A 25,408-nucleotide genomic window follows, 5' to 3' on the forward strand; every position below is an offset into this window, starting at 1 on the left:
TGAAAGGATTAGAGACTAATTATGATGAAATGCGAATGGATATTGTGTCCTGTTTGTGGGAGCAAAACCCGTAATAAAATTAGGAAGGACACTGTTTTGGAGAATTATCCCCTTTATTGTCCAAAATGCAGACAAGAAAGATTGATTAAAGTTGACAACTTGAAGATAACTGTCATCAAAGAGCCAGACGCTTAAGACGCAGAGCCGATGAAATTGTGGAACAATTCACGAATCATCGGCTCTTTTTGTTTCGTATTTGAAAGAACAAACTCACCAAATAAAAAAAACGATATTCGGGTGGGTTATTTTGTTATACCCTAAATTACCCTCTGAATTTGTTTTTAAATTTGGAGGGATTTTTTTATGTCCTTTTTTCGGGCAGTTATCTATCTGCTCATACGAAGCAAAATTTATCAATACATAGCATATCAGAGAACGGCAGGAAACCAGTTAAAAAAATTTCTGCCAGTGCAACGGTACTTCTCACCTTGAAAGTAGAAGTACAATCTCCATACAATAGAATTACTATTTCCTATAACCGTAAAGGTCACAGAGCCTTTGCGGTTTTTCTTTTGTCGATTTTTGTTGGAAAGTGCCGTAGGGCTGTTTCTGATATGCGGTGTCGTTCTCCGCCTCTCCATCTGGATTTTTTACATTTCAAAAATTCAGATGGGAGGTATTTATGGTGAAATATGCACCAAGAAAGGTATATATCAGAGAAAGTGGCGGCTATGTGGAATTATCCTACACGGAGTTCTGCCGTTGCAGGGAATCCGACCAGACCTATATGGACAAGCTGTTTATCCCCATTCAAGGCTGTCTGCTTGAAGTCGTGAGGGAGCAATACACAGACTTCTACCGTGACAAGGAACGGTGGCGTTATCTGCAAAAATTAGATACAAAGAATAGACTGCTATCTCTCGACGGATTTACGGACAGCGAGGGGAATCCTCTGGACTTTATCACTGATGAAGCGGTGGACATTGCAGAAACCGTTGTCAATGCGGTCATGGTGGACATGCTGAAAGCCGCCCTGCCTTTGCTGTCGGATAGTGAACAGGAGCTGATACAGGCAATCTTTTTTGACGGACTTTCTGAGCGTGAAGTCGGGGCGAGGTTGGGCATAACCCAGAGCGTTGTAAACAAACGCAAAGCCAGAATCCTAATAAAACTAAGAAAGATAATAGAAAATTAAAATTTAAGGCGTTCAGCCCCCTTGTTTTTTCCTTTGGGAAGATGAGGGGGCTTTTCTCTGCCCTCTCAATCAATTCTGATTGGAGGAAGTAAGAATGGCATACAACCACGGACGGGAGGACAGGAAATGGCGTATCTGGAAAGAAGCGGAGGAAAAGCTGCTGCGTGAGTGCGGCGTTGATGAAGCGACCATTGAGCAGATACGCATGGCGGACAGGGCAGACTTCAATTCCAACAGGCGGTTTTACCGATGGACGAATGACGTTGCGGAATATCTTGAGGACATGGCAGGCAGGGAGCGGCAGGCGGAAGTGGGTACGGTTGCGGAGTTACTGGAAGAGATTGAGAGCGAAAATCTCTATCAAGTATTAGTCACGGTGGACGGGCGTACCTTGAAAATCGTCCTGCTGAAAATGCAGGGGTATTCCACAAAGGAGATTGCCCCGCTTGTGCATTTGACGACTGGTGCCATCTATGCGAGGTTAGACCATCTGCGGAAGAAGCTGCGGAAAATTTTATAGCTTCTAAAACAGCCTGCCATCCTGCGGGCTACTGGGTGAGGGATGGAAATCCCCTCACTCATTTTTTGCAGGAGGACAACAGGATGGCATACAGGGTTAAGGCATACACGCTTCGGGAGGAATCCACGGAAAGCGGCACAAGGTATTTTATCAGCTTTAAGGACGGGCAGGGCAAATCCCACGAGTTGGAAGTGTCGGAACAGTTCTTTATGGAGTTTCGGCAGATGGAGCGCAGGAACAGGAATCTTTTCTAATGGGACGAGCGGCACAGGGAGTTTAACGAGGTATGGGACGAAACCCTTTACAGACGGGCGTTGCGTGTGCCTAAGAGCCTTGATGAACGCATGGTTGAGGAAGAACGGAATGAAACGCTCTATAAGGCGGTTGGGAGCCTTCCAGAGATACAAAGGCGGCGTTTCCTGCTCTACTACGAGTATGAGTTCAATTTTTACCAAATCGCCGCTATGGAGCATTGCACCGCTTCGGCAATACAGAAATCTGTTGCGATTGCAAAGGAGAAAGTAAAGGCGGAAATTGAAGAAATATCTCCAACCGTGACTGACACCGCCCGAAAAAGAAATCTGTTTTTTATTTGTGTGGGATTGGCGGCATTACATACTCTCACTTTTTTCCGTGGGAGTAAATCTATTTTTAAGGAGGTCAACGCCTATGTGCAACGAAAACAAAGACACCGCCCGAAAGGAGGAAAGCCATGCAGAAGTTACAGACAGTCAACGCCGAAACGCTCCTTTATGAACCGCTTGAGAAACCATCCTTTGTGGTGGACAGCCTTATCCCGACAGGCTTATCGCTGTTCTGCGGCTCACAGAAGATAGGCAAAAGCTGGCTCATGCTGAAGCTATGCTTATGCGTGTCGCAGGGAATCCCTTTATGGGATATGCCGACAATGGAGGGCGATGTGCTTTACCTCTGCCTTGAGGACACGTTCTGCCGCATACAGGACAGGTTATTTCGTTTGACGGACGAAGCAAGCGGGCGGCTCCACTTTGCCGTGGCAAGCTGCAAGCTGTCAGACGGTCTTATCGTGCAGCTTGAAGATTATCTGAAAGATTACCCAGACAGCAGGCTCATTGTCATTGATACCTTGCAGAAAGTCCGTACAGCTTCAAAAGACAATGCCTATGCAAGCGACTATGGGGACATCTCCCTCATCAAAGACTTTGCCGACAGGCACTCTCTGGCGGTCATTGTCGTACACCACATCCGAAAGCAGAATGACAGCGACGTGTTCAACAAGGTGTCTGGGACGACAGGATTAACGGGGAGTGCGGACGCTACCTTTGTTCTGGAAAAGGAGAAACGTGCGTCTGACACCGCCAAGCTGTATGTGACGGGCAGGGACACGCCTTATCAGGAATACACGCTGCGTTTCCGTGATTGCCGTTGGGAGCTTGTGGAGCGGAAAACGCAGGAGCAGCTTGCGAAAGAAACGATACCAGATGTCCTTTTTCGGTTGGTGGATTTTATGAGGGATAAGGAAGAATGGATAGGCACGGCAACGGAACTGTTAGCCGCTATGGGGGAAACGGAAACCATACCCACGGTGATTACGAAATGGCTGAATGAATACCGCACCACATTTTTAAGCGAGAACCGTATCTGCTACCAGTACAGCCGCAGGAAAGACGGCAGGCGGATTGCCCTTGCAAGGAGGGCGGGTGACAGCGGTGATGGTGGTGACAGCGATATTAGGATACCCCCCTGTTACTGTCATTGACGCTTAAAGCCATGTAAAGCTGGCGGCTCTGCCCTGCGGGTGACAGCAGTGACGGTGGTGACAGTGATTTTAGGATACCCTGCCGCTGTCATCCCTACGGGAGAACACCCCGTAAACGCAAAATGCAGGCGTGAGATTTACTCGCCCTTTTCGGTCGTGTAAAACCACCCCTGCGGTCAGAAAAATCATTCCGATTTTTCCGACTGCGTTTACAGGGTGTAACACACTACACTTTGCCCTGCAAAGTCGTGTGCCAGACGTTCCCTCTGGACTCCCTTAAGGCAGGGCTGTGCCCTGCTATCCTACGCCTTACGGCTTCGGATAAAAGAATGGCGGCATGACGGTGACGGCTCTTGCGAGGGGGGTATCCCAAAAACACCGTCATCATCGACATGACCGTCATGCAGGGGGTGAGGGTGACAGTTGCGGCAGTCGGCAGGGGGTATCCCAAAACTGCTGTCACCACCGTCACCGCTGTCACCCCAAAGGACGGTCACCCGCCGAAAGAAAGGAGGAATCCGCCTATGCCTTATGCAATCCTGCGTTTCCAGAAACGAAAAGCGGGCGGCGTTGCGGCTTGTGAACGCCACAACGAGCGGAAGAAAGAAGCCTACAAAAGCAACCCAGATATAGATATGGAACGCTCTAAAAACAATTACCATCTCATAGCACCACCAAAGTACACCTACAAGAAAGAGATTAACCGCATGGTAGCCGAAGCGGGGTGCAGGACAAGGAAAGACAGCGTGATGATGGTGGAAACGCTCATCACAGCTTCACCAGAATTTATGAACCAGTTACCGCCCGAAGAACAAAAAGCGTATTTCCAGACGGCTCTTGACTTCATTTCGGAGCGTGTTGGAAAGCAGAATATCCTCTCCGCTGTCGTCCATATGGACGAGAGAACGCCCCATATGCACCTCTGCTTTGTGCCGATTACGCCAGACAATAAGCTGTCAGCGAAAGCTATCTTAGGCAACCAGAAATCATTATCCGAGTGGCAGACCGCCTACCATGAGCGGATGTCCTCACGGTGGAATCAGCTTGAACGGGGGCAGTCCTCAATGGAAACCAAGCGGAAACACGTCCCCACATGGCTCTATAAATTAGGCGGCAGGCTTGATAAACAGTATGAAGAAATCGTGTCTGCCCTATCCGACATCAACGCCTTTAACGCAGGGAAGAAAAGGGATAAAGCGTTAGATTTACTCTCTGCATGGCTGCCAGACGTGGAGAAATTCTCTAAGGAAATCGGGAAACAGCAGGCGTATATCGACAGTTTGAAAGAGAGAATTGGGCAGGAATCAGACTATGCGGGGCGTATGCGTGATGAAAAGTACGAGCAGGAACTAAAGGTGCAGAAAGCGAATCAGAAGATATTTGAATTGCAGAGAACCAACGAGCAGATGGGGCGGCTGCTGTCAAAAATACCGCCCGAAGTGTTGGAAGAATTGCAGAAAAATCATAGAAGCAGAGCGAAAGAAAGGTAGATATGTGAATGAAGAAACAGGATTTTAAGGTGTTAAAGACCAAAGACTTGTACCCGTTCCCCGACAATCCGTTTCATGTGGCAGAAGATGAAACACTGTCAGAGTTAGCGGAAAGCATCAAGGAATTTGGCATTGTCACGCCGATAATCACACGCCCGAAAGAGGACGGGGACGGTTATGAAGTGATTGCAGGACAGCGGCGTGTCCGTGCTTCTGAACTTGCAGGGATAAATACCGTGCCTGCGTTTGTCCTGCCCTTAGACCGTGACCGAGCCATCATCACCCTTGTAGACAGCAATTTGCAGCGTGAGAATATCCTGCCATCGGAGCGGGCGTTTGCTTACAAGATGAAATCCGAAGCCATGAAGCGGCAGGGTTTCCGCACAGACTTAACCTCGTCACAAGTTGTGACGAAGTTGCGGACGGACGACAAGGTGGCACAGGGCTTCGGCGTGGGCAGGATGACCGTGCAGCGTTTTATCCGCCTGACGGAACTGATACCGCCGATTTTGCAGATGGTGGACGAGGGGAAAATCGCCCTCACGCCTGCGGTGGAACTGTCCTTCTTGAAGAAAGACGAGCAGGAAAACCTCTTTGCCACGATGGAGAGCGAAGAAGCAACGCCCTCACTCTCACAGGCACAGCGGATGAAACAGTTAAGCCAGAGCGGGCGGCTTGACATGGATACGATATTTGCGATTATGACGGAGGAAAAGGGCAACCAGAAAGAAACCTTGAAAATCAACACAAGCAAGCTGAAAAAATACTTTCCGAAGAACACAACGCCGAAGCAGATGGAGGAAACCATCATCAAACTTTTGGAGCGTGAGTTGCAGAGGAAACGCAACCGTGACAGCCGCTAATCTTCTTTTTTCGGGAAGTAAATACAGAGAGTTGAGGTATGGAGAATGAGAGAAATCCAGTATGAAATCGTAAAGGAAATCGCAGTATTGTCTACGGGCGACAGTGGCTACACAAAGGAAATCAATCTCATTTCATGGAATGGGAAAGAGCCGAAGTATGACATCCGCAGCTTTTCCCCGAACCGTGAAAAGTGCGGCAAGGGAATCACGCTGAACGCTGATGAAGCGGCGGCACTCCTTAAAGCATTACAGAAAGAATTAAACAGCGAGGATTAATGGTATCTGATTGGCAGGGCGGGGACATTTCCAAACTCTTCCCTGCCCTGTCTGGAAAGGAAGATTTAAGTATGGGCGAGGATAAGAAAGCAGATAAAAAGAGAAAGCTATCGTGCCAAAAGCACCAGTGCAGATGATAATCAGCCGTGAATATGTCGGCACACAGACCGTTACAGAAGCGTTTGTCCCGATTATCTCCGAGGATATTCGGAAGAAGATTGCCGAGGGCGACACCTTCGACAATGAGGGGCTGTCCGCTTAGAATGTACGCAATGGGACATGAAAACAGATAGGACAGATACGGAGGTTTTACAGTATGGCAGGAATCAAAGAAGAAAAGAAAATCTATTTAGTCGGCATTTATTGCCGCTTATCTAAAGACGATGGTACGGATAACGAGAGTGCGAGCATTGCGACACAGAAATCCATCCTCACGGATTATGTGAAAAAGCAGGGATGGCACATAGCAAAAACGTATAAAAGCCCTCTTTAAAGGGCTTTTATGTTTATTTTGAAAAAGAGATAAAATCAATATATCCCTTTTCTCCGATTTTTACAACGGCATTGTAGGACTTTCTATCTTTCGTTTTGATTCCTTTTACCAGGGTTTCTTTTCCCTCTAGTAATTCTTTTACATTTGTTTTGGTGAGTTTTTTCTTTCTAAAATGTTCAGCTAAAGTGAAGGTACATTCAGGATAATTTGAACAACCATAAAACGATTTTTTTAATACAATATTGTTGCCACACTTAGGACATTTTCCTACAAGGGGTCCCGAGCGCTTAGTGGGAATTTGTACCCCTTATCGATACAAATTCCCCGTAGGCGCTAGGGACCTCTTTAGCTCCTTGGAAGCTGTCAGTAGTATACCTAATAATTTATCTACATTCCCTTTAGTAACGTGTAACTTTCCAAATTTACAAAAGCGACTCATAGAATTATTTCCTCCCGTTAAATAATAGATAACTATTAAAAATAGACAATACTTGCTCATAAGTAACGGTACTTAAATTGTTTACTTTGGCGTGTTTCATTGCTTGATGAAACTGATTTTTAGTAAACAGTTGACGATATTCTCGATTGACCCATTTTGAAACAAAGTACGTATATAGCTTCCAATATTTATCTGGAACATCTGTGGTATGGCGGGTAAGTTTTATTAAGACACTGTTTACTTTTGGTTTAGGATGAAAGCATTCCGCTGGCAGCTTAAGCAATTGCTGAATCGAGACTTGAGTGTGCAAGAGCAACCCTAGTGTTCGGTGAATATCCAAGGTACGCTTGTAGAATCCTTCTTCAACAATCAGATAGATGTCAGACGCATGGCTTTCAAAAACCACTTTTTTAATAATTTGTGTGCTTAAATGGTAAGGAATATTCCCAACAATTTTATACCTCTGTTTGTTAGGGAATTGAAACTGTAGAATATCTTGGTGAATTAAAGTGACACGAGTATTCAGTTTTAATTTTTCTGACGATAAGTTGAATAGATGACTGTCTAATTCAATAGACGTTACCTGTTTACTTATTTTAGCCAGTTTCGTCGTTAAATGCCCTTTACCTGTTCCAATTTCGTAAACGGTATCGGTTTCTTTTAAATTCAATTGTTTTATTATTTGGTTGAGTACTTTTTCACTCGTTAAAAAGTTTTGAGAATATTTTATATTTTTGTTCATTTAATCACTCCTGAAGTGATTACATCTATAAACAAATACAGAAGTTAAACGATTTGTTTGTAATTTTAGTTATCTGTTTAAAAAGTCATAAGATTAGTCACTGGTAGGAATTAATCTAACGTATTTATTTATCTGCGTAATCACTGTTTTTAGTCTGTTTCAAAACAGTAGATGTTTTATCTACATAACGCATTTGATAACGCATTTGGAATACCAACATGACGAATCCCTCCTTCTTAATTACAAATTTTTAGCATCTAATTTAACTTCAATTCCTATTATACAAAATTTTAAGATACTGCACTATCAACACACTCTTAAGTTTGCTTCTAAGTCTTATTTCCATAACTTCTTTTACGTTTCCGCCATTCTTTGCTGTTTCGATTTTTATGATATGGTGCAAGTCAGCACGAACACGAACCGTCTTATCCCCCATTATATCTTTTTTTGCGCTGATTGGCGTATCATTTCGTTTTGCTTTCTGTGCGCCTAAATTTCCCACGATCTCTCACTTCTTTCTATTTCTTCTTATTCTTATTTTATCATCAACAATCACAAATCACAAGTGATTTGTGATTAATCACTTGTGATTTGTGATTCTATTCTTTTTCGTTTTCTAATTGAATGATTCGCTCAAGCATTTCAAAAAATACGTTCTCATACATAGATAAAACTTTTTTGTCATAGCCTTTGTGTTCTGTAATGCCGTTTTTAGACCAGGTACTTACTTTATTACTTCGCTTGATAATATTTTGGAAAACCAAGTTATCTTCTTTATGTTGCTTGTACAGTTCTTCCAGGTTTGATTTTATCGTTGTGCTGTCCGTATCAACTAAATAAGGAACAAAACCGATCATATCTAGTCCAGGGTTAAACTGTTCTTGTAAATCAATCAAATAGGAAATATAGTTTTGAATGTTGTTTGTACTTTCTTCTTCTGCTTGTAAAGGGATCATGACGTAATCACTTGCCACGATTGCATTATTTGTATAAACGCTTGGCGTTGGTACAGTATCAATAATAATGAGATCATAGTCACTTTTTAAAGGTGCTAAAAGAGTAGCAAGCAATCTACTTTCATTTTCAAAAGTCCATGAGCGAGTTAATTTTGGCAGTAACATCAAATCAAACGTGCCAGGGATCAAGTCTAAATTATCAGTCAAATGAACAATAGAAGAAGCCAAGTTTCCATTTTTCAGTCCTTCATAAAAATTAACACGTGGCAATTCTACCTTAAATGTTTTTGCTAAGTCTTTTGTCAATGTTGCTTGTAAGTCCTTATCGATCATTAAAACTTTTAAATTAAATTTGTCTGTCAAGTAAGCAAACATAGTCGATAATTTTGACTTTCCAACACCACCTTTAAAATAATTGTTTAAGATAACAATCGCTTCATTTTTACTGTTTAAAATACGTCTTAATTCTTCAAGTATTTTGAGTTCTTCCTTCTCCATAACTACGCCCCATTCTTTTTTCTACCATTTGTCAAGTCCATCAAGGTATTTGACAAAAAATATTTTGAGTCTCGTAATCCAAATATGGAAATTATTTTATTTTGGACTAAAGTTTAGTGTAAAAAGTGTATACAAAAGCAACACCTTATGTTGAAATTTTTTGATAAGGTGTTACAATAATATGGCATAAACAATTTTACTGATTTTGGGTTGAAATATAATCGTAAAGTTTGTTATGCGTTATGAGGTAATACATTGTCCGAATGAGACGATGTATGGAGGCAATCGTGTGTGGCTTGGTTGAAGTCATTTGCGATTGCCTTTTTCGTTTCTCATAAAAGTCTGCTATATGGCAAGGATTGGTGTGACTAGCTGAAGCGATATTGTGAATGCATTTGAACAGAATCTTTCTAGCATAGGGATTGCCACGCTTGGTAATGTGTTCCTTAGCGATGAAGTTTCCAGATTCATAGTGTCTCAGGTCAATACCGATAAAGGCATTGATTTGATTGGCAGACTGAAAACGGCGAATATCTCCCAGTTCGCCAATAATACTTGTTGCAGTAGTCTCAGCGATACCAGGAATAGAAAGCAGAATGTCATACTCTGGTAAAGGTTGGGCTAGTTCCACCATTTCGTCTAAGACTGCTTGTCTCTGTTCAGAAAGTCTAAGCAATTCTTTCGCATAGTAACGCACCTCTTCCATGATTGGAGATTTTTTCTTAACGGCACAATAAGATTGATTGGCTAGTGCTGTCAGCTTCTCTGCTAAGTAAGCCACACGCTTGTCAGAAATCCGTTTTGAAGTGGACAGACGGATGCTCTTTGAGAGTTCATCCTTGCTTAACTCAAGAACGAAGTCCTTGCAAGGAAAGGCTATGACCAAGTTCCAGTATTGTTCCCCAGTTGGCGTTGACAAGATAGTTTCCAATTCAGGGAAAGTGACCTGTAAGACCTTGTGCAGACGATTTTTAGCTCGAACGATGTCCTCGGTTAAGTTCTGATAGAATCGACTGAGATCTCGCAGATCTTGATAGACTTCTTCTTGGATATAAGTGGGTTTACGATTCAGTACAAACTGAGACTGAGCCAGTTTTTCAGCGTCAATTTGATCTGTTTTCCGCACACGCAAGCTATCCAGTTGCTTCTTGGCTTCTAAGGGATTGAGCCGTGTATAAGCGTAGCTATGTTCATCCAGAAAAGCTTGAAGACGACGAGAATAGACGCCTGTTGCTTCAAAGATGATTTCTGGCTTGTGGACGGTTTTCAAATCGCCAAGTAGCCGGGAAAAGCCAATGGCATCATTGGACATGGTGTAGTTATGTACCTTCTCGCCATTGACTAGAATGGCTACTTCTGAACTTACCTTACTCACGTCAATCCCAAATACTACTCGCATGATACTACCTCTTTGTCTTGAATGATTCCTTGTTTTAGCGATGTCATTTTCAATACTCGACGTCTGGCGTCCCACATACTTTGATAACATTCTTCCTAAAACAGGTGTCTTGCCAGTTTTTGTCGCGACGTCTAGCGTCAAAAGAGTTCTCGACTTAACAAGACACCTCTACTTTATCATCTTGAGAATGAAAAAAGTAGTGAGTACTCTCTCCCGTCGGAGATTTCTTCACTACTAATCTTAGTATGTTTTTGTATAGTAATATTGTATCATTAGGAATCACAAATCACAAGTGATTTGTGATTAATCACTTGTGATTTGTGATAAGTGATTTGTGATTAATATATGTGGACGATGGTTATTCTGGTACAAATTTCCAAAGACCAAGTTTCCAGAATATGATAAAAGACATTGAAAGCGGTCTGATAAACTGCGTGATTACGAAAGATTTATCCCGTCTGGGGAGAAACTATCTTGATTGTGGGTTATATCTGGAAGTTTTCTTCCCAGAGCATAACGTGAGGTATATAGCGGTCAATGACGGCGTAGATACCTTGAATAAATCTGCTATGGACATCACGCCTTTCCGCAACATTTTAAACGAAATGTATGCCGCTGACATATCTGTTAAGATAAAATCGGCATATCGGGCGAGGTTTCAACAGGGGAAATTCATGGGAACTACCGCCCCTTATGGCTATATCAAAGACCCTGCCGACCACAACCATCTGCTGATAGATGATAAAGTGGCACATGTTGTAAAAGAGATATTCGACCTTGCATTAAAAGGGAATGGAGTTGCCAAAATTTGCAGACATCTTAATAAACAGCATATCCTACGCCCTGCCGCTTATGCGGCGGAGCGTGGCGAAACAGGCTTTGAACGTCATTTTGAGGGGAACGAGGACAAACGCTATATTTGGAGTGGGAACAGCGTGAGGAGCATTTTAAGAAGCCCGATATATGCGGGAAATCTTGTAGGCTACAAACGGATTGCCGCCAATATGAAAAGCAAGAAACGCCCCTCTAAGCTGCCCGAAGAATGGGAAGTGATACCCAATACCCATGAGGGAATAGTCACGCAGGAGGAATTTGATATTGTCCAACAGCTTATTACAAGTCGTAGGCTTCCACAGAACAAGGGAGGATTTGTAAATATTTTTGCAGGCGTTATCAAGTGTGTGGACTGCGGATGTGCTCTGCGGGCAATGAACGTACACAGGAGGAAACGCCCAGAGATTATCGACTGTGTACAGTATTCATGTAATAATTATGCAAGAAACGGAAGAAGCGAGTGTAGTGCCCACAATATAGAAGCAAGGGATTTATTCAATGCCGTTCTTGCCGACATCAACTGTTTTGCGGATATGGCAGTGAATGATGAAAAGGCGGTCAGGGCCATAGAAAAGCGGCTCACGGAAACAGACCAGAGCAGGGCGAAAGCATTAGAGAAAGAACGTAAGAAGCTGAACAAACGCCTTGCGGAACTGGACAGGCTGTTTTCCTCTCTCTACGAGGATAAGGTCATGGAGCGTATTACCGAGCGGAATTTTGAGATGATGTCGGGGAAATACCAGAAAGAGCAGCTTGAAATTGAAGCAAGGCTGAAAGAGGTGACGGAAACTCTTAATGAAAGCTACGAGAAATCACGGGGAATCCGTGACTTCCTCGCCCTTATCCGAAATTATCAAGGCTTAAAAGAACTGGATGCAACAGTTATAAACGCACTCATAGACAAGATACTTGTTTCGGAGCGTGAGAAGATGGCAGACGGAACAGTGAAGCAGGAAATCAAGATTTGCTATAAATTCATCGGCTTTGTCGATGAATTACATATCATACCTACAAAACGGTGGGCAGCAATGCCCGCTAAAAATTGTACGGTGTGCGGCGTTGAATATGTCCCGGGCTCTGGTGCATCAAGGTATTGTCCTGCTTGTGCCAAGAAGATACGGAGGGAGAAATCAAACGAGAGCAAACGCAGGAGCAGAGAACAGAAAAGGATAGCATGTATGAACTGTCCGCAAAAAATGACCGACTGATATTGTACAGCGAAATGGTAGGCTCATCCGACAAGGGAACATGCACAATGAAGTAGAAATTTATCACTATATTACCAAAGGGAGCTTTGACAATTACCTCTGGCAGACACAGGAGAATAAGCTCAAATATATCACGCAGATTATGACCTCAAAAGATCCTGTGAGATCAGCAGAAGATATTGATGAACAAACCATGACCGCCTCAGACTTTAAGGCCTTGGCAACTGGAAACCCCTACCTCAAACTAAAAATGGAGTTGGAAAATGAACTAACAGTTTTAGAAAATCAAAAACGAGCCTATAATCGTTCCAAAGACGAATACCGCCACACAATTTCCTATTGCGAGAAGCACCTCCCCATTATGGAAAAACGGTTGAGCCAATACGATAAAGATATTGCCCAATCCCTAGCAACTAAACAGCTAGATTTTGTCATGCGGTTTGACAATCAGGCGATGGATAATCGTGCAGAAGCAGGGGACTATCTGCGAAAACTCATTACCTATAACCGCTCAGAGACCAAGGAAGTTAAAACACTTGCCAGCTTTAGAGGATTTGATTTAAAAATGACTACACGAGGTCCTAGTGATCCTTTGCCAGAGACTGTTTCTTTGATGATTGTAGGCGATAACCAATATACAGTCGCTCTTGATTTGAAATCAGACGTGGGAACCATTCAACGGATTAGTAATGCCATTGACCATATTATAGATGACCAAGAAAAGACGCAAGAGCTGGTAAAGGATTTAAAAGATAAACTACGAGTAGCCAAAGTAGAAGTTGAAAAAGTCTTCCCCAAGGAAGAAGATTATCAGCTTGTAAAGGCTAAGTATGATGTTTTGGCTCCCTTGGTGGAAAAAGAAGCAGAGATTGAGGAGATAGATGCAGCTTTGGCCAAGTTTAGTGAAGATACAACACCTCAAAAGGAGCAACAAATAGCACTTGAGATATAAGAAAAATGGCTGACAAATATTTTTGAACGCGGTAAAATGAAGTCAAGAAATCACAAAAGGAGAATAGATTATGGCCCAAACACTAGAAGAAATGCGTTGTCAAATTGAAGAATGGTTGGCACAAGGCTTTACAAGCCCAGAGGCTAGAGCCAACTACCAAGCTTTAAAGGAACAGTATGAAGATGAAACTCTTGATTATAGCTTCTCAAAGCGTGAAATCACTGGACAGCTGGAACTCATCATCACAAGTCGTGAGAATGATTTTCCAAGCTTAGATGAGGTGACGAAGGCAGAATACCTTGATTTGATTGCTCAACTAGATGAACTTGACCAGGAACAAGCCAACTATTACCGTAAGCAATTAGCCTAGAAAGAGGTGTAAGATGTTGGAACAAATTCTACAAAGCTTTCTGATTATCATAGCAATAGGACTGATGTTGCTTGTCCTTTATCAGATTGTGAAAGTTTCAGGTGCTTTATTTCTTATCGGACTCATCAGTGGAATAATCTTTATTGAAATCTATGGAATTTACCTCTTTTTTACAGAAAGATACCTTTATACAGAAGATTTAGCCACCAATGGTATTTGGAGTTTTACAGGATTTTTTATTGCTTTGAATCTATTTTTAGTTTTTAGTATTATTATGAAGTGGTGGAGAAATAGAATAGTTTAACACGGAGGATTACCAATAGGTAGTCCTTTTTCTTGTGATAAAATCTCCAAGTTAATCTTGTTATGATGTGGCTATCATTAATAAAGGAGTAAGCCATGTTAAATAAAGTGAAAGCTCGATTTCTGATTGGAGTAGGAGGTTTAATCGCAGTCAGTTTTATGGTCATGATAGGCTATACGATTGGCTCACAATCCGTTTCAAAACAAACAGAGAACCAAATACGAGCAGAAGCCAATAAACTTGTGTCAAAGAAAAAGCAGGAGGAAAGAGCGACAGTCCTATCAGATGAGCTTGTCAAAGAATTTCTCACTCAATATTTCACCAAGGTCCAGCTAGGAGAAAATAACACTCGTATCAAGCCTTACATGACGGATTCGGCATTTTCAGAAGAGGAAGCAAATCAGAATAAAGCAATTAATCAAGTTTATAAAGATTATATGCTTGACTACCGATTTGAATCAGCCAGTATCTATGTCAATACAGAAAGCCATGTTGCACTTGCGGAAGTTACCTATCAAGTGACCTATGTTTCTGATTTGAGTGAGCAACAACAGCGAACCACTCAGACAGAAATCAAGACGGTTATGTTATCCTACTCCAAAGTTTCCGACAAGCTCCTGGTTAATCAGTTGACCATTTGGAATGGGAAACTGGAGGACATGAAAGAAGCCACAAATGGTGCTAATTCCAGCATACCAACGATCCAAGGAACTACAACAAGTGAGAACAACTAGCAGGAGACAGTCTTCTGCTTTTTTTGATAGGGAGACAAGATGACACGAATTAAAATAGTAAAACAAAAGGCCATTTTAGATGTGGCTGAAAGTTTAGGTTATTCCTTCAGACGTTTATCAGGACACATTTATGAACACCCAGACCATGATTCCTTTCGGATTTTTGCCGATACCAATACTTTCAAATGGTTTTCAAGAGATATACAAGGGGATGTGATTGACTTTGTTCAATTAGTGGCAGGTGTTACTTTCAAAGAGGCTGTATCCTATCTTGAAACTGGAGATTTTGAACAGGCTACGGTAATAGAAGAAACTTATCAACCGTTTCAATATTATTTGCATGAAGAGCCGTTTCAGCAAGCACGTATTTACTTAAAAGACATCCGTGGCCTAAGTGATCAGACTATCAATACCTTTGGTAGACAAGGATTGCTTGCTCAAGCTACTTATCAAGCGGAGTCGGTTTTAGTGTTTAAAAGCTATGACCATAATGGTGTCTTACAGGCCGCAAGCCTTCAAGGTCTCGTCAAAAATGAAGAAAAACACGATCGAGGTTATCTCAAAAAAATCATGAAAGGCTCAAAAGGCCATGTTGGTATTAGTTTCGATATTGGGAATCCCAAGAGACTCATTTTTTGTGAATCAGTTATAGATATGATGAGTTATTATCAACTTCACCAAAAGCAGCTATCAGATGTTCGCCTGGTGTCAATGGAAGGCTTAAAACTTTCAGTGATTGCTTATCAGACTTTACGTCTAGCAGCCGAGGAACAAGGGAAATTGGCATTTCTAGATACAGTAAAACCAAGCAGACTTAGCCATTATCTTCAGGCAATACAAGAGACGACAACCTTTTTTCAAACTCATTCAAACGTGCTAACATTGGCTGTTGATAACGATGAGGCAGGAAGAGAATTTTGTCAGAAACTGTCAGATAAAGGACTTCCAATCACCAAAGATTTACCACCATTGCAGGGACTGGAAACAAAGTCAGATTGGAATGATATTGTGAAGCAACAGAAGGAAATATCCTTAAGCAATCTTATTCAGTCAGCCCAGATACAAGCCATTAAGAATCATCCTCCACCAAAACGAGAGCGTGCTATGGAATTGTGATAACAAAATCAAGTCCGCTATCATAATCTAGAAAGGGACAAGGAGGACACCCTATGAGTGTGATTGAACGTCTGGCTGAAAAAGTAGCTAGGCAAGAAGAAAAGGTCTCACGTGAGACAGAGAAATTGGAACACTATCGTGCCCAACTACAAACAGCTATGTACAGTACCTTTATCAAACGGCAACAATCTAGTCAGTTGTCATTTCATGAAGCACTAGAGCAAGCCTTTGGTAAAGAAACCACACTACACTCAAATTACAGAAATGAGGATACAGAATGAGTAAAACATGGAATTTTGATCAGCCACTAGACGATGTGAAACCAACATCGTCCCATGAAGAACGAGCTAAAATCGCAGCACTCTTCCATAAACAGGATGAAAAACCAATTGAAGAAGTAGACTATGTGGCTGCTTTTGAACAGCAACAAAAGGAGTCAGAATCTAAAGATGTACAGACGCCCGAATCAAAAGTTAAACAAAGCCAGCCGAAGAAAGTAAATATCACAAGCGACTATAAACAACACTTGGCAGACACTATTGCACAAAACAACAAGGATATTTCAGCCTGTCAAAAGCAAATTGAAGAACTTCATCAATTGATTGATGAAAAGAAAATCCAAAATAAAAAGTTGCAGGCTATTTCAGTAGCCATTGATGATTTATAAGTCAGGTAGTCCTATGCGGGCTACCTGACTTATAATTGAAGGAGAAGATAATGAAATTTTTTCAAAAGAAAAAACAGAACCAGGATCAATTTAAACGACTGATTCATCGACTATCAGAGATGTCAGATAGTGAACTAACCAAAGTAGAGCAACTCCTAGATGTGGTCTTTGATTCAAGTTTCAAGTCTAGTGAGAGAGTGGAAATATCTAGGGACATTATAACCGATGAGGAACAAATTCTTGATAAGTCAATCCAAGAAGCGAAAAATAAACTGAATACTGAGCAGTTGGAGAAGCGAATAGAGGAGTTTAAGCAATCGAAGAAACCTAAAAACGGATAATGCACCAAATATGGTGCGTTATCCGTTTTTTATGGTATAATGAAAGCAAATATGAGGAGGTCTTTATCTATGATCGGAGACAATATAAAATCACTACGCCGAACACACGATTTAACACAGCCAGAATTTGCGAAAATGGTTGGGATTTCACGCAATAGCCTGAGTCGCTACGAAAATGGTACCAGCACTGTTTCAACTGAACTCATCGACCGTATTTGTCAGAAATTTAACGTTTCTTATGTCGATATTGTAGGAGAGGACAAGATGTTAACACCTGTCGAAGATTACCATCTGACTTTAAAAGTAGAAGTGATAAAAGAACGTGGAGCAGCCATTTTATCAAAGCTTTATAGATACCAGGATAGTCAAGATATTGTTTTTGATGATGAATCTAATCCTTGGATTTTGATGAGTGATGACTTGGCCGAATTGATCAATACGAAAATTTACCTTGTCGCTACTTTCGATGAAATAGAGCGTTACAATGGCTATTTAGATGGTATAGAGCGGATGTTAGACATGGTGCATCATCGGGTGGTGGCTTAATGAGACTGGAAGAATTTAGTGAGGCTGAGTTTCAGAAGGCCTTGCAGCGAACCATTCGGGCCTTAACCCGAGGAAAGACGATTCCAGATCAACTTGCTTGGTGGACAAAGCGGAGCAGGTAAGACGACTATTCATCGTATCAAGCAAAAGGAATTTCAAGGTAATATCATTATTATCGATGGTGACAGCTACCGTTCTCAGCATCCCAATTACTTAGCCCTGCAAGAAAAGTATGGCAAGGATAGCGTGGACTATACCAAGGGATTTGCAGGAAAAATGGTAGAACAGTTGGTTGATGAACTCAGTACGCAAGGCTACCATTTGCTGATTGAGGGAACCTTGCGAACTACTCAAGTTCCTCGTCAGACTGCTCAATTATTATCTTCTAAAGGATACCAAGTTTCCTTAGCAGTGATTGGTACCAAACCAGAGCTTTCTTATCTCAGCACCTTGATTCGTTACGAAGAGCTTTATGCCATCGATCCGACTCAGGCTAGAGCAACACCAAAAGAACACCACGATGGGATTGTTGAGAACTTGGTTGATAACTTGAGGGAGTTAGAAAGTGAAAATCTCTTTGACCAGATTCAAATTTATCAAAGAGATAGAACTTGTATCTATGATTCTGAAACTGCTGAAGGTTCCGCAGCAGAAGTGCTACAAGAATGCCTATTTGGAAAATGGAGCAAGGTAGAGGAGGAGATGGTGAAGGAGAGTGAACTCCTACTTAAGGAATTACTTGAGAAAAATAAATAATTGATTTTAAAGATAATATTTTTTTGGGGGTTAGAATTGCGAGGATTTAATAATAAGATAAAATCTGTTTATCGAGAATTAACAAATACCAAAGAGAAATTCGGTAGTTTTCATAAGACCTTGATTCATTTACATACACCTGTTTCTTATGATTATAAGCTATTTTCGAGCTGGACTTCAACGAAATATAGAAAAAGTACAGAAGATGAATTATTTGATATATTTTTCAAAAATAAGAAAATCAAAGTTGATAAAACAAAATTTTTTGGTAGCTTTGATAAAGTTATCTTTTCTAGCCCAAAAGAGTACATTAGTTTTCTTTTGTTAGCAGAAGCTATCTTAAAAAATGAAATAGAAATAGTTGTAGTAACTGATCATAATACTACCAAAGGTATTAAAAAACTTCAAACAGCAGTTTCAATTATAACGAGAACCTATCCGACTTATAATATACATCCTCATATTTTACATGGAGTAGAAATTAGTGCAGCAGATAAGTTACATATTGTTTGTATATACGATCATGAAAAAGAATCTTGGGTTAATCAATGGTTATGTGAAAATATTATAAGTGAAAAAGATGGAAGTTATCAGCATTCGTTGACTATCATGAAAGATTTTAATAATCAAAACATAATTAACTACATTGCTCATTTCAATAGTTATAATATTTTGAAAAAAGGTTCTCACTTGTCGGGTGCATATAAGAGACAAGTTTTTACAAAAGAAAATACACGATTTATTGGTGTAAAAAATATAAATTCTGTTGAAGGATCGAAAAATCGTTTATTGACAGATTTTAATTGTGAACCAAATTTTTTATTAGATAATGATTCACATGATATTGATTCAGTCGGAAAGAATAATATGTGGATAAAAGGTGGAAAGATTTCTTTTAAAATGTTCCAAGAAGCTTTGCTTGATTACACTGTATCAGTAAGTTTATTTGAACCAAATTTTGAACAAAAGTCTTACATAAAAGGTTTATACATTCAAAGTCGTGGAGGCGATAGAAGTTTTCTTACAGGTGATAAGTTAGAAAAAGATAGAGACTTCTTTTTAACATTCTCACCATCTATGAACTGTTTAATTGGAGGGAGAGGTACAGGGAAAAGTACACTAATAGATATGTTACAATTTGTACTTTCTCAGGATTGCGACAAGCAGAGTAAATTAGAATTCCTATGTAACCATACAAATGCTTTTGTACTCTATGTTTTAGAGGATGCTGAATATATCATTGAGGTTAGTTTGCCAGATGTCTTGCAGGAAAATAGGGACAATATCTTACAATATTATGGGCAAAATCGTGAGAATAGGTATGGATATCCTTATAACTACAATTCTGACTCTATCAAAGAGTGGACACGCTCTCAATATACGAAAGTATACAAAGTTGAGGGAAAATTTTTCAAATTAGTTGATAAAACTAGAATATTAGAAAAAATGTTTGATAGGAGATATTCTGTTAATGAGTTGGTTAGAACAGCGGATGGAGAAAAAATTACAGAATTTATTTCCGACTTAATGCTAAAAAATAAAAATTTACCGAGACCAAACTATGGTTTAAGAACTCAGACTCTAGAATCATTCGAAGCTAAACTACAGGAACTTGATAAATATAGGAGAGTTCGTAAGGATTCAATACTCAAAATAATTGATGATTTCAATCAAACTCAAGTTGGTAAGTTAAGAATCTGTTATGAGCAAATTGATAGATGGGAAGTACCAGATTTTGAAAGCACTCTTTTCAAAAGTAATTCAACTCTCAATTTCTCATTTGAAAATTATAGAATTAGTAAGCGGGATGTTGCAGATATTCTATACCTTGTTTATCAGGAGTTAGGAATAAAAGGATTTGTTAACGTTATTTTGAAACAAAATATTCCTAATAGGTATTTTATATTATTAAAAAATATTTCTGAGGAGAATTTTGCAAAACATGAGAATAAGTGGAGAAATAATTCCGAGATTAATGATTCTAACATACCCTATTTAAAAACTAGTATTTATTCTTTAATCGCAAATAGTAGTTTACTAGATGAGTTAAAGAGAGTGCTAAAAGAACACGTAGCCAATGAAAGACTTTTTTTGGAGTTTAACATTAACTCAAAAGAAACATCACAACATCTTGACATTCTTTATAAAGAAGTTAGTGTATTAAGTTTGGGTCAAAAAGTTGTAGCGATGTTAGATTTTTTACTAGCATATAGTGATTATTCAAAGGATTTCAGACCATTAATTATTGATCAACCTGAAGATAATTTGGATAACCGCTATATATACAGACATTTAGTTCAACAGTTTAGAGACGTGAAAGCTCAACGACAAATTATTTTAGCAACCCATAATGCGACAATTGTAACAAATTCCATGACCGATCAAGTGGTAATTATGGAATCAGATGGGGCTCATGCTTGGATTGAATCACAGGGATATGTTAGTGAAAAATTTATAAAAAACCATATTATCAATCAATTGGAAGGTGGAAGAGACTCATTTAAACATAAGATGTCCATATATGAGACAGCTCTTTCTGAATAATATAAGGAAATGAAAAGTAGGTTAGAAATATCCTACTTTTTGTTTTGTGATACCTTTTCCAAATCACCTCTATTATCCTAATATCATTCCTAAAAAAATCAATCCATGATTTTTCACTGGGGGTTTGGGGGCGAAGCCACCAAGTTATCTTATCATCGGCTATCAAAACTCAAAGGTTTTGGTCGGCTGGCGATAAGATTTTTGGGATATTGTGGACACAATATCTGAGCTCGCAAAAGCCGAAAAGGGAAGATTTGAGGCTTTTAGGGAGCCCCCGTATCAGATATGGTATCGGTGCTAACCCGCTAGAGGGAAATGTGAGAAGGAGTGTATCATCATGACAGAAAGTTATCGGACAATTCGTAAGGAAATCAACTTGACGCTTGAGGAATTTGAGCAGATTCAACTACTGATGAGAAAGGAGAATGCGGAGCAGTTTTCTCCCTTTGTTAGACAAAAACTATTGGACATTGTCAATAACAAGGATGACATCAGAGATTGGTTTATTCTGTGGCAATCTCAAAAAATAGAACAAATCAGTAGAGATATTTTACAGGTAGCAACTCTAGCGGAACGAGGCCATCAGGTCACGTCAGAACACTTAAGAATTATATTGACTTGTGTTCAAGAACTGATGACAGAAGTAGAGAAGGCAGTACCACTCAGTTCAGAATTTCGAGATAAGTATATGGGAGGTTAGATATGGAAAATCGTTATCGAACCAATCTCAAAAAAGTCTTTTTAACAGACCAGGAACTTGCGAACCTGAACAATCATATTAGCCAAAGTTCTTGTCAAAATTTTTCTGCTTATGCCAGAAAGGTTTTGCTTAATCCAAATATGACCTTTTTAACAATTGATACCAGTAACTACCAAGACTTGGTTTTTGAATTACGTCGAATTGGCAATAACATTAACCAGATAGCTAAAACAGTCAATCAGACAAAACTTCTGACAGTAGAGCAGCGAGATAATTTGAAAACGGGCATAGGTCAGCTGATTGCGGAAGTTGATAAGGACTTCTATGTCAAGTGTCAAAAGTTGAGGGAATTTTATGGTAGTCACTAAACATTTTGCGGTTCATGGCAACAAATACCGTAAAAGTCTTATCAAGTATATTCTAAATCCAGCTAAGACTGACCAACTCAAATTGGTTTCAGATTTTGGAATGAGCAATTACCTCGACTTCCCTAATTATGAAGAAATAGTTGAGATGTATCAGGCAAACTTTGTCAATAATGATAGGCTTTATGATTCGAGAAATGACCGGCAACAAATCAAGCAAAATAAAATTCATGCTCATCATCTTATCCAGTCATTCTCACCTGAGGATAATCTTACACCTGAAGAAATCAATCGTATTGGTTATGAGACGATAAAGGAGTTGACTGGCGGAAACTTTCGCTTTATTGTGACAACCCATACGGATAGGTTGCATGTTCATAACCATATCCTCATCAATTCTGTTGACCTCAATTCTCATAAGAAACTCAAATGGGATTATGCTCAGGAGAGAAATTTACGGATGATTTCTGACCGTCTTTCCAAAGAAGCAGGTGCCAAAATTATCACACCGAACCGTTATTCTCATGAGAAGTTTGTGACCTATCGCAAAAGTAATCACAAATTTGAATTGAAGCAACGTCTTTATTTTCTGATGGAGAATAGTAAGGATTTTGACGACTTTTTATCCAAGGCAGAAGCATTGAATGTTCAGATTGATTTTTCAAGAAAATACGCTCGTTTTTTGATGACGGATATGCCCATGAAGCGAGTTATTCGAGGCAAGCAACTAGATAAACGTCAACCCTATACCGAGGAATACTTTCGAGAGCACTTTGCCAAGCGAGCGATTGAGCAATGTTTAGATTTTCTCTTACCCAGAGTTCGTGACCTTTCACAACTTTTGGAGTTTGCAAGAGAACTCAACCTTGCTATGTCTCTAAAACAAAAGAATGTGGCGTTTACTCTAACAAAAAATAGTCAGAGCATTACAGTCAATAATCAAAAAGTCAGTTCCAAAAATCTCTACGATGTTCAATTTTTCGAAACTTACTTTGAGAAACGTGGAGAAGTTCCTGATATTGACCAGTCGCAACTTATTTCCGACTTTGAGGGATATTGTGAGGAACAAGATAAGGAAAAGCTAGCTTATGAAGACTTGCAAGAGGCTTATCAGGCATTTAAGGAGAAAAGAGACCAGGTTCAAGAGTTTGATGTCGTCTTAGCTGACCATCAGATTGATAAGTTAGTCAAAGATGGTCTCTTTATCAGAATGAACTACGGCGTTAAAAAAGATGGCTTGGTCTTTATCCCAAACCGTCATTTAGATATTAAAGAGACAGAGAGTGGTAAACACTACCATGCCTTTATCCGTGAGACCGCACAATTTTTCATTTACAATAAGGAGGCGTCCGAACTCAATCGCTATATGCGAGGGCGTGAACTCATTCGTCAGTTAACCAATGATAGCCAGACTATCTCTAAAAGAAAAAGACCGACCATTGACACACTTAAGAAAAAGATTGAAGAGATTAATCTTCTTATTGAGTTGGGTACGGAGAATAAGTCTTATCAAGATATTAAAGACGAGATTATTAAGGATATTGCTCAATTAGATTTGACCATTACAGAGATTCAGGAACACATAGATCATCTCAACAAGGTTGCGGAAGTCTTGCTTAACCTGGACAATAACGATATAGAGAACCGCCGCTTGGCCAAATATGACTATGCCAAGATGAATCTAACTGCGGCTATAAAACTGGAACAAGTTGAGAAAGAAATCGAAATCTATCAAATTAAGTTAGATAAGTCAATAGATGATTATGAGTATTTAATAAGGAGGTTGGAAAAGTTTGTCAAAATTTTAAATGAAATAGACTCAAGCAAGGATGAACTAAAATTTGAACACAGTGAAAAAAATGTGAAAGAATAGCATTTTTCGGATTTATTGATACCAAATATTGAGTACTCTGAAGAAATTCTGAAATAAAATTGATAAAAAGGAATAAAAAACTAAGGAGATGATATTATGAAAAAGATAGGCTTATTGTCGAATGTTTTTATATCATTGTTTATTGTTATATTAGCTAGCGGTTCTGTGTCATCAGGAGTAAGTGCTAATGAAAATAAGGAAATTAGTTATAATGTTTTAGTTAGTGAAAATAAATCTATTGAGGATGTAGAAGATGTTTTACAAAGTCAAGGAATTAAAGTTATTGATAAAATACCTGAAATAAATTTTTTAACTATTTCTACCGAAAAAAGTGAAGATACAATAAAAAAAGAAAACTCTAATTATATTGATGACATAGTTATAGATAATACTATGACTGTAAAGCCTAATATTACTTATTTGTATGGGGACAAGGTTTATACAAATACTAATTTAGATTTTTGGGGAAATCAGTGGGATATGCAAAAGAGTATTAGTACTGGAAGTAAATTTCAACATAAGTCTTCTGGTAAAGCAACAATTGGTGTAATAGATTCTGGTATTACATATGATAATCCAGATATTTATTCACACATTATTTCAGTACAAAATTTCACATCAGATTTGGAAACAGGAATAGTTGATAACCAAAATGTTGTAGATAAAATTGGCCATGGGACCTCTGTTGTGGGACAAATTTCATCAAGTGGAGAATATTTAGGGATAGCACCTGACATGAAAATACGAATGTATCGTGTTTTTGATGAAGGGAATGCTCAAGACCAATGGATTCTCAAAGCGCTCATTCAAGCAGCAAAAGATGATGTTGATGTTATTAACCTTAGTTTAGGAGAATATTTGTTAAGAGATTCCACTGATGAAGATGATGATACAGCTTTGATCAATATCTATCAACGGGCAATTAATTATGCTCATAATCAAGGTTCCGTTGTCGTTGCTTCAGTAGGTGATGAAGGGATGGATTTACAGAATCAAGATGAATTAAAAAACTATCTTGGTAGTTTAAGAGGAAAAGATTATAGTCAAGTTGATGGAACTGTACAAGATATTCCGGCTGAATTAGACAATGTTGTTACAGTTGGTTCAGTAGATGATAATGATCTTGTATCTAGTTTCTCAAATCAAGGGAATGGCGACATTGATATCTATGCAACAGGAGGTGGAAGTCAAGCGCTTTCTAAAGTAGGATATGATAAATGGGTAGCTGATAAATTATATGAAAAAGAATGGATTCTTGTTCCAACGCTTGAAGGAAAGTATACATATGCATATGGGACTTCAATTTCGACTCCTAAAGTCTCTGCAGCTTTAGGATTGATTATAGAAAAGTATAATTTGAAGGACCAACCAGATGAAGCTATTCGAATTTTATATGATAATTGTTTTCTTAGTAATAATGGAAACAATGGACAAATTAGGCTACTAAATATTACAAATTTTGTGCAATAATAGTGTAAAATAGTAGTAT

26 protein-coding genes and 6 pseudogenes are annotated in these 25,408 nt (G+C 39.6%); 26 read left to right on the top strand and 6 right to left on the bottom strand.

Features of this window, described 5'->3' with window-relative positions:
- Positions 1–21: 21 nt before the first annotated feature.
- The 10 genes and pseudogenes from K6969_RS05375 to K6969_RS05420 all read left to right on the top strand — a co-directional run.
- On the top strand, positions 22–195 hold the full coding sequence (locus K6969_RS05375; protein WP_002779755.1) for a cysteine-rich KTR domain-containing protein: 174 nt from the start codon (positions 22–24) through the stop codon (positions 193–195).
- A gap of 487 nt (positions 196–682) precedes the next feature.
- Complete coding sequence (locus K6969_RS05380) at positions 683–1,195, top strand: sigma-70 family RNA polymerase sigma factor (RefSeq protein WP_321537478.1); 513 nt, start codon at positions 683–685, stop codon at positions 1,193–1,195.
- Positions 1,196–1,289: 94 nt separating this feature from the next.
- Positions 1,290–1,715: a sigma-70 family RNA polymerase sigma factor gene (locus K6969_RS05385; RefSeq protein ID WP_000323895.1), complete on the top strand. Its 426-nt coding sequence runs from the start codon at positions 1,290–1,292 to the stop codon at positions 1,713–1,715.
- An 83-nt stretch (positions 1,716–1,798) separates the two neighbouring features.
- Positions 1,799–2,273 (top strand): annotated as a pseudogene (locus K6969_RS05390) (RNA polymerase sigma factor).
- A 154-nt stretch (positions 2,274–2,427) separates the two neighbouring features.
- Positions 2,428–3,453 (top strand): AAA family ATPase, encoded by a 1,026-nt coding sequence (locus K6969_RS05395; RefSeq protein ID WP_001170964.1) that lies wholly within the window; start codon positions 2,428–2,430, stop codon positions 3,451–3,453.
- 524 nt (positions 3,454–3,977) lie between these two features.
- A complete protein-coding gene (mobV, locus tag K6969_RS05400) occupies positions 3,978–4,943 on the top strand; it encodes a MobV family relaxase (RefSeq protein ID WP_001820668.1) in 966 nt (321 codons plus the stop codon).
- An 8-nt stretch (positions 4,944–4,951) separates the two neighbouring features.
- The gene (locus K6969_RS05405) at positions 4,952–5,806 is read left to right on the top strand and encodes a ParB/RepB/Spo0J family partition protein (protein ID WP_000743700.1); all 855 of its coding nucleotides are present in this window, start codon (positions 4,952–4,954) and stop codon (positions 5,804–5,806) included.
- Positions 5,807–5,851: 45 nt separating this feature from the next.
- Positions 5,852–6,082, top strand: coding sequence for a YdbC family protein (locus tag K6969_RS05410; RefSeq protein WP_001206986.1), 231 nt, complete (start codon positions 5,852–5,854; stop codon positions 6,080–6,082).
- A gap of 71 nt (positions 6,083–6,153) precedes the next feature.
- Positions 6,154–6,344: pseudogene (locus K6969_RS05415) on the top strand (stage II sporulation protein R).
- A gap of 54 nt (positions 6,345–6,398) precedes the next feature.
- Positions 6,399–6,560, top strand: a pseudogene (locus tag K6969_RS05420) (recombinase); the annotation flags it as partial.
- A 28-nt stretch (positions 6,561–6,588) separates the two neighbouring features.
- Here the strand turns inward: K6969_RS05420 and K6969_RS05425 are convergent.
- The 6 genes and pseudogenes from K6969_RS05425 to K6969_RS05450 form a co-directional block, all read right to left on the bottom strand.
- Positions 6,589–6,849 (bottom strand): annotated as a pseudogene (locus K6969_RS05425) (topoisomerase DNA-binding C4 zinc finger domain-containing protein); the annotation flags it as partial.
- A 169-nt stretch (positions 6,850–7,018) separates the two neighbouring features.
- Positions 7,019–7,756 carry a 23S rRNA (adenine(2058)-N(6))-methyltransferase Erm(B) gene (erm(B), locus tag K6969_RS05430; RefSeq protein ID WP_002321849.1) on the bottom strand — a complete coding sequence of 246 codons (738 nt, stop codon included), beginning with the start codon at positions 7,754–7,756 and terminating at the stop codon, positions 7,019–7,021.
- Between the two features lie 124 nt (positions 7,757–7,880).
- Positions 7,881–7,976 carry a 23S rRNA methyltransferase attenuation leader peptide gene (locus K6969_RS05435; RefSeq protein WP_001809736.1) on the bottom strand — a complete coding sequence of 32 codons (96 nt, stop codon included), beginning with the start codon at positions 7,974–7,976 and terminating at the stop codon, positions 7,881–7,883.
- 48 nt (positions 7,977–8,024) lie between these two features.
- Positions 8,025–8,258 (bottom strand): peptide-binding protein, encoded by a 234-nt coding sequence (locus K6969_RS05440; RefSeq protein ID WP_020220349.1) that lies wholly within the window; start codon positions 8,256–8,258, stop codon positions 8,025–8,027.
- Positions 8,259–8,355: 97 nt separating this feature from the next.
- Positions 8,356–9,210 (bottom strand): ParA family protein, encoded by an 855-nt coding sequence (locus K6969_RS05445; protein ID WP_000409924.1) that lies wholly within the window; start codon positions 9,208–9,210, stop codon positions 8,356–8,358.
- A gap of 196 nt (positions 9,211–9,406) precedes the next feature.
- Complete coding sequence (locus K6969_RS05450) at positions 9,407–10,609, bottom strand: IS110 family transposase (RefSeq protein WP_105115525.1); 1,203 nt, start codon at positions 10,607–10,609, stop codon at positions 9,407–9,409.
- A gap of 398 nt (positions 10,610–11,007) precedes the next feature.
- Here K6969_RS05450 and K6969_RS05455 point away from each other — a divergent pair, with 398 nt between their 5' ends.
- From K6969_RS05455 to K6969_RS05530, 16 genes and pseudogenes are all read left to right on the top strand, one after another.
- Entirely contained in the window at positions 11,008–12,651 is a 1,644-nt protein-coding gene (locus K6969_RS05455) for a recombinase family protein (RefSeq protein ID WP_253911843.1), read from the top strand.
- A pseudogene (locus K6969_RS05460) lies at positions 12,644–13,603 on the top strand (hypothetical protein); the annotation flags it as partial. The gene K6969_RS05455 and the pseudogene K6969_RS05460, both read left to right, overlap by 8 nt.
- A gap of 70 nt (positions 13,604–13,673) precedes the next feature.
- Positions 13,674–13,973: a DUF5962 family protein gene (locus tag K6969_RS05465; RefSeq protein WP_014636619.1), complete on the top strand. Its 300-nt coding sequence runs from the start codon at positions 13,674–13,676 to the stop codon at positions 13,971–13,973.
- A 13-nt stretch (positions 13,974–13,986) separates the two neighbouring features.
- Complete coding sequence (locus K6969_RS05470; protein WP_014636618.1) at positions 13,987–14,277, top strand: DUF5966 family protein; 291 nt, start codon at positions 13,987–13,989, stop codon at positions 14,275–14,277.
- Between the two features lie 95 nt (positions 14,278–14,372).
- Positions 14,373–15,011 (top strand): hypothetical protein, encoded by a 639-nt coding sequence (locus tag K6969_RS05475; protein ID WP_014636617.1) that lies wholly within the window; start codon positions 14,373–14,375, stop codon positions 15,009–15,011.
- Positions 15,012–15,050: 39 nt separating this feature from the next.
- On the top strand, positions 15,051–16,127 hold the full coding sequence (locus K6969_RS05480) for a toprim domain-containing protein (RefSeq protein ID WP_014621291.1): 1,077 nt from the start codon (positions 15,051–15,053) through the stop codon (positions 16,125–16,127).
- 53 nt (positions 16,128–16,180) lie between these two features.
- The gene (locus K6969_RS05485; RefSeq protein ID WP_171942881.1) at positions 16,181–16,408 is read left to right on the top strand and encodes a DUF5965 family protein; all 228 of its coding nucleotides are present in this window, start codon (positions 16,181–16,183) and stop codon (positions 16,406–16,408) included.
- Entirely contained in the window at positions 16,405–16,794 is a 390-nt protein-coding gene (locus tag K6969_RS05490) for a DUF5945 family protein (RefSeq protein WP_000048066.1), read from the top strand. Before K6969_RS05485 ends, K6969_RS05490 begins: the two co-directional genes overlap by 4 nt.
- A 50-nt stretch (positions 16,795–16,844) precedes the next feature.
- Entirely contained in the window at positions 16,845–17,135 is a 291-nt protein-coding gene (locus K6969_RS05495; protein ID WP_000667951.1) for a hypothetical protein, read from the top strand.
- Between the two features lie 69 nt (positions 17,136–17,204).
- Positions 17,205–17,681: a type II toxin-antitoxin system antitoxin PezA gene (pezA, locus tag K6969_RS05500; RefSeq protein ID WP_000578719.1), complete on the top strand. Its 477-nt coding sequence runs from the start codon at positions 17,205–17,207 to the stop codon at positions 17,679–17,681.
- A pseudogene (gene pezT / locus K6969_RS05505) lies at positions 17,681–18,437 on the top strand (type II toxin-antitoxin system toxin PezT). Before pezA ends, pezT begins: the two are co-directional and overlap by 1 nt.
- A 36-nt stretch (positions 18,438–18,473) precedes the next feature.
- On the top strand, positions 18,474–20,981 hold the full coding sequence (locus K6969_RS05510) for a Spaf_1101 family AAA-like ATPase (protein WP_171942885.1): 2,508 nt from the start codon (positions 18,474–18,476) through the stop codon (positions 20,979–20,981).
- A gap of 337 nt (positions 20,982–21,318) precedes the next feature.
- Positions 21,319–21,681, top strand: a complete 363-nt coding sequence (locus tag K6969_RS05515; RefSeq protein ID WP_000140674.1) for an SAG1252 family conjugative relaxosome accessory protein — start codon at positions 21,319–21,321, stop codon at positions 21,679–21,681.
- A 2-nt stretch (positions 21,682–21,683) separates the two neighbouring features.
- Positions 21,684–22,049, top strand: a complete 366-nt coding sequence (locus tag K6969_RS05520) for a MobC family plasmid mobilization relaxosome protein (protein ID WP_000431640.1) — start codon at positions 21,684–21,686, stop codon at positions 22,047–22,049.
- Positions 22,036–23,919 (top strand): SAG1250 family conjugative relaxase, encoded by a 1,884-nt coding sequence (locus tag K6969_RS05525; RefSeq protein ID WP_000261812.1) that lies wholly within the window; start codon positions 22,036–22,038, stop codon positions 23,917–23,919. The genes K6969_RS05520 and K6969_RS05525 overlap by 14 nt, the downstream gene beginning before the upstream one ends.
- 96 nt (positions 23,920–24,015) lie before the next feature.
- Positions 24,016–25,389 (top strand): S8 family peptidase, encoded by a 1,374-nt coding sequence (locus tag K6969_RS05530; protein ID WP_171942882.1) that lies wholly within the window; start codon positions 24,016–24,018, stop codon positions 25,387–25,389.
- Positions 25,390–25,408: the final 19 nt, after the last annotated feature.

The sequence above is a fragment of the Streptococcus suis genome, assembly GCF_019856455.1.
Taxonomy (GTDB): Bacteria; Bacillota; Bacilli; order Lactobacillales; family Streptococcaceae; genus Streptococcus; species Streptococcus suis_AE.

Coding starts and splice junctions, on each gene's coding strand:
- K6969_RS05380 (WP_321537478.1), top strand. CDS start 683: ATGGTGAAATATGCACCAAGAAAGGTATATATCAGAGAAAGTGGCGGC.
- K6969_RS05395 (WP_001170964.1), top strand. CDS start 2,428: ATGCAGAAGTTACAGACAGTCAACGCCGAAACGCTCCTTTATGAACCG.
- K6969_RS05445 (WP_000409924.1), bottom strand. CDS start 9,210: ATGGAGAAGGAAGAACTCAAAATACTTGAAGAATTAAGACGTATTTTA.
- K6969_RS05465 (WP_014636619.1), top strand. CDS start 13,674: ATGGCCCAAACACTAGAAGAAATGCGTTGTCAAATTGAAGAATGGTTG.
- K6969_RS05495 (WP_000667951.1), top strand. CDS start 16,845: ATGAAATTTTTTCAAAAGAAAAAACAGAACCAGGATCAATTTAAACGA.
- pezA (WP_000578719.1), top strand. CDS start 17,205: ATGATCGGAGACAATATAAAATCACTACGCCGAACACACGATTTAACA.
- mobV (WP_001820668.1), top strand. CDS start 3,978: ATGCCTTATGCAATCCTGCGTTTCCAGAAACGAAAAGCGGGCGGCGTT.
- K6969_RS05530 (WP_171942882.1), top strand. CDS start 24,016: ATGAAAAAGATAGGCTTATTGTCGAATGTTTTTATATCATTGTTTATT.
- K6969_RS05520 (WP_000431640.1), top strand. CDS start 21,684: ATGGAAAATCGTTATCGAACCAATCTCAAAAAAGTCTTTTTAACAGAC.
- K6969_RS05475 (WP_014636617.1), top strand. CDS start 14,373: ATGTTAAATAAAGTGAAAGCTCGATTTCTGATTGGAGTAGGAGGTTTA.
- K6969_RS05525 (WP_000261812.1), top strand. CDS start 22,036: ATGGTAGTCACTAAACATTTTGCGGTTCATGGCAACAAATACCGTAAA.
- K6969_RS05455 (WP_253911843.1), top strand. CDS start 11,008: ATGATAAAAGACATTGAAAGCGGTCTGATAAACTGCGTGATTACGAAA.
- K6969_RS05410 (WP_001206986.1), top strand. CDS start 5,852: ATGAGAGAAATCCAGTATGAAATCGTAAAGGAAATCGCAGTATTGTCT.
- K6969_RS05375 (WP_002779755.1), top strand. CDS start 22: ATGATGAAATGCGAATGGATATTGTGTCCTGTTTGTGGGAGCAAAACC.
- K6969_RS05405 (WP_000743700.1), top strand. CDS start 4,952: ATGAAGAAACAGGATTTTAAGGTGTTAAAGACCAAAGACTTGTACCCG.
- K6969_RS05435 (WP_001809736.1), bottom strand. CDS start 7,976: ATGTTGGTATTCCAAATGCGTTATCAAATGCGTTATGTAGATAAAACA.
- K6969_RS05385 (WP_000323895.1), top strand. CDS start 1,290: ATGGCATACAACCACGGACGGGAGGACAGGAAATGGCGTATCTGGAAA.
- K6969_RS05485 (WP_171942881.1), top strand. CDS start 16,181: ATGAGTGTGATTGAACGTCTGGCTGAAAAAGTAGCTAGGCAAGAAGAA.
- K6969_RS05470 (WP_014636618.1), top strand. CDS start 13,987: ATGTTGGAACAAATTCTACAAAGCTTTCTGATTATCATAGCAATAGGA.
- K6969_RS05515 (WP_000140674.1), top strand. CDS start 21,319: ATGACAGAAAGTTATCGGACAATTCGTAAGGAAATCAACTTGACGCTT.
- K6969_RS05480 (WP_014621291.1), top strand. CDS start 15,051: ATGACACGAATTAAAATAGTAAAACAAAAGGCCATTTTAGATGTGGCT.
- K6969_RS05450 (WP_105115525.1), bottom strand. CDS start 10,609: ATGCGAGTAGTATTTGGGATTGACGTGAGTAAGGTAAGTTCAGAAGTA.
- K6969_RS05490 (WP_000048066.1), top strand. CDS start 16,405: ATGAGTAAAACATGGAATTTTGATCAGCCACTAGACGATGTGAAACCA.